The sequence below is a fragment of the Armatimonadota bacterium genome (assembly GCA_017993055.1).
Taxonomy (GTDB): Bacteria; Armatimonadota; UBA5829; order DTJY01; family DTJY01; genus JAGONM01.
In genome coordinates, this window is record JAGONM010000070.1 from 1 (window position 1) to 3,292 (window position 3,292).

Sequence of the window (3,292 nt, forward strand, 5' to 3'; positions counted from 1 at the left end):
CAGGCGGTCGAGCGCGACGAGGAGGATGTGGACGCCCATTTCTCGCTCGGGAACGCCTACCTCGCGCTCGATATGCCGGAAGCGGCCCTCGCGTACCTGAAGAACGCCCGCACGCTCGACCCGGAGTCCTCGGCGGTCCACGTCATGCTCGCCAGGACGTACCTGATGCTCGGGCGGCGCGCGATGGCCCGACGGATGCTTCGGAGGGCCGCGGCCCTCGCGGGGCCGGACGACCGGTACGCGGAGGAGATGGCGGACCTGCGCGCCGCGGTGGATGCTGGAACGAGTCCGGCATGACGTTCCCGGCACTGCCGCCCCGGAACCTCCCCCAGCCCCTCCTTGATAAGGAGGGGAGTTCGACCCGCTGTCCCCTTGCCGACTATGCTGTCCCCCTTGCCGACTATGCTGTCCCCCTTATCAAGGGGGACCGGCCTCCGGGCCGAGGGGGTTCTGCCTTGCCGCGCCCTTCGATACACTCTCCGCTTCGCTCCGAGCACTCAGGGCTGACGGTTCTTGTGCCGTGTCCCGCCAAGGCCGTCACCCTGAACTTGATTCAGGGGAAGGACGCCCTCCCCGGAACCTCCCCCAGCCCCTCCTTGATAAGGAGGGGAGCGTTCCGCTGTCCCCCTTGCCGACTATGCTGTCCCCCTTGCCGACTATGCTGTCCCCCTTGCCGACTATGCTGTCCCCCTTATCAAGGGGGACCGGCCTCCGGGCCGAGGGGTTCTGCTTCCCCGCGCCCTTCGATACACTCTCCGCTTCGCTCCGAGCACTCAGGGCTCACGGTCTCTGTCGGACGCAAGACGGCCGTCACCCTGAACTCGATTCAGGGCCCATCCGGACCTGGATGCTGAATCAAGTTCAGCATGACGGCAGAGCGGCGCGCCCCCAGACGTGACCGAGGCGGGTCCGGAAGGACCCGCCTCGACCTCAGGGCGATTGTCGGGAGCGCAGGTAAGCCGTCAAATATTCACTCTGTAGAGAAACACCACGTAGATCAGCAGGTACGCCAGGATCCCGACGCGCATGACGCTTCGCACGAACTCGGGCCTGCGCCTCCTGTAGATCTCCGCCGCGACCACCAGGGCGACCACGGTCGCCATCCGGACCCCGCAGAACAGGGCCATGCTCCGCTCGATCAGGTAAGCCATGAGCGGATTGGCCTCAGTCGCAAGGCCCACCGTGACCAGCCACGCCGTGGATATCACGTCCAGCACGCAGATCGTGAGCATCACCATGCTCTCCATCCCGATGCCTGCGCGCCCGGCCGCGGTCGGCTGAGTGATTCTCATTATGTAATGCCTTTCCCCTTTCTTTCACAGCCCGTCTCGCTGCCTCACCTGCGGTTTCTCGCGGGCTCACTTCATCATACTACAAGAATCGTGCCATTCGCGCCCGCACTGTTACCGGATTTGACTGCGCACCCCGCGGATGCTAGAATCCGAGCGTGGAAACAAGCATGGACGCGCTCGACAGGGAACTGATGAACATCGCGCAGTCCGACTTCCCGATCCACCCGAGGCCCTACAGGGTGCTCGGAGAACGGCTCGGCATGTCGGAGGCCGAAGCGTTCGAGCGCGTCCGGCGGCTCGCGGAAGCCGGTGTCATCCGCCGGATAGGGCCCGCGTTCGACTCCCGGCGGCTCGGGCACGCGAGCGCCCTGGTGGCGATGAAGGTCCCTCCCGCGCGGCTCGACGAGGTCGCGGAGATCGTCGGCTCCTACCCGCAGGTCACGCACGACTACGGCCGGGACCACGAGTACAACCTCTGGTTCACGCTCGTCTGTCGGAACCCCTCCGAGACCGAGCGGATCGCCGCCGAGATCGGGGACCGGACGGGCATCCGGGACCTGCGCGTCCTCTCCGCCGAGCGGATGTTCAAGATAAAGGTGGACTTCGAGCTTTGATCAGCGACCTCCAGCGCAGAATCATCCGCCGCATACAGGGCGGCCTCCCGCTCTCGGAGCGCCCGTTCCTCGCCGCCGCCGAGGAGATCGGCATCACCGAGGGCGAGCTTCTCGCGCAGATCGCCGAGTGGAAGGAAGACGGCACGATCCGGCGTTTCGGGGCGATCCTGAAGCACGCCGACGCGGGATATGCCGCCAACGCGATGGGCGCGTGGAACGTTCCCGACGAAGACGCCGAGAGGTTCGGGCGCACCGCCTCCTCTCACAAGTCCGTAAGCCACTGCTACCTCCGCCCGCGGTTCGAGGGCTTCCCGTACAACCTCTACACGATGATCCACGGCCGCTCGCGCGAGGAGTGCGAGGTGGTCGCCGGGACGATATCCGAGCAGACCGGCGTCGCCGACTACGAGCTGCTCTACACCACGGCGGAGTACAAGAAGACGAGCCCCGTGTACTTCGCCGACGACGAGGAGAGCCGATGACGCGCCGCCCGGACCTCCCCGCCGCGCTCCGGGAGTGCGGCTTCTTCGCCGACGCCTCCGACGAACTCGTGGGCAGGGCCGCGCGCATGTCGAAGTTCGCGCCGTTCCGCAGGGGCGAGACGGTCTTCGCCGAAGGAAACACGTGCGACGGCATGTACGTCGTGGTCTCCGGCGCGGTGAAGGTCTACAAGATCGGCGCGGACGGCCGGGAGCACATCCTTCACGTCGCCGAGGCGGGAGACACGTTCGGCGAGGTGGCGATGTTCCTCGGCGCGGGATACCCGGCGTACGCGGGGGCGGTGAAGGACTCTCTCACCGTCTTCGTCCGCAAGGCGCCTCTCATGGAGCTTCTGGAGCGGTCGCCGGGGCTGTCGTTTCAGATACTCGCATCGCTCGCGGCGTGGACCCACCGCCTGGTGAACAAGCTCGAGAACGCGACGCTCCGCGACGCGGCCGGCCGCCTCGCCCAGTACCTGCTCTCGCGGGAGAAGGAATCGGAGGTCGTGCTCTCCGTGCCGAAACATACGCTCGCGGCGCACCTCGGCATCTCCAGCGAGACGCTGTCGCGCCTGCTGAACCGGCTGGAGGCGGCGGGGTGCATCTCCGGCGAGGGGCGAGTCATCCGGATCGCTGATCGCGCGGAACTGGAGAACATCGCGGAGAACGGGATGGGGGAAGCGAGCAGTGAACGGTAACCTGTGATGAGTGATTGGTGGTTGGTGACCGTCATCCTGAACTTGATTCAGGACCCACCGGCATGGATGCTGAATCGAGTTCAGCATGACCCACACGGACCGCCGGTCTCGAGTAGCGAAGCGTATCGAGAGACGGCCTCCTGCCCCAAGAACGCCCTTCGATACACTCTCCGCTTCGCTCCGAGCACTCAGGGCTGTCGGGGCGGGTA

General features: G+C 66.2%; 5 protein-coding genes. 4 read left to right on the forward strand and 1 reads right to left on the reverse strand.

Annotated elements, in window-relative coordinates; genetic code table 11:
- A partial coding sequence (locus tag KBC96_15260) for a tetratricopeptide repeat protein (GenBank protein ID MBP6965751.1) occupies positions 1 to 297 on the forward strand: 297 nt, incomplete at its 5' end.
- 665 nt (positions 298 to 962) lie between these two features.
- Here the strand turns inward: KBC96_15260 and KBC96_15265 are convergent.
- Positions 963 to 1,292 carry a hypothetical protein gene (locus KBC96_15265; protein MBP6965752.1) on the reverse strand — a complete coding sequence of 110 codons (330 nt, stop codon included), beginning with the start codon at positions 1,290 to 1,292 and terminating at the stop codon, positions 963 to 965.
- 167 nt (positions 1,293 to 1,459) lie between these two features.
- Between KBC96_15265 and KBC96_15270 the strand changes: the two genes are divergently transcribed.
- Genes KBC96_15270 through KBC96_15280 form a run of 3 tightly spaced genes read left to right on the forward strand, consistent with a single transcriptional unit; the run spans position 1,460 to position 3,083 of the window.
- Entirely contained in the window at positions 1,460 to 1,906 is a 447-nt protein-coding gene (locus KBC96_15270; GenBank protein MBP6965753.1) for an AsnC family transcriptional regulator, read from the forward strand.
- Complete coding sequence (locus KBC96_15275; protein MBP6965754.1) at positions 1,903 to 2,388, forward strand: Lrp/AsnC family transcriptional regulator; 486 nt, start codon at positions 1,903 to 1,905, stop codon at positions 2,386 to 2,388. Before KBC96_15270 ends, KBC96_15275 begins: the two co-directional genes overlap by 4 nt.
- The gene (locus tag KBC96_15280; protein ID MBP6965755.1) at positions 2,385 to 3,083 is read left to right on the forward strand and encodes a Crp/Fnr family transcriptional regulator; all 699 of its coding nucleotides are present in this window, start codon (positions 2,385 to 2,387) and stop codon (positions 3,081 to 3,083) included. The genes KBC96_15275 and KBC96_15280 overlap by 4 nt, the downstream gene beginning before the upstream one ends.
- Positions 3,084 to 3,292 lie beyond the last annotated feature (209 nt).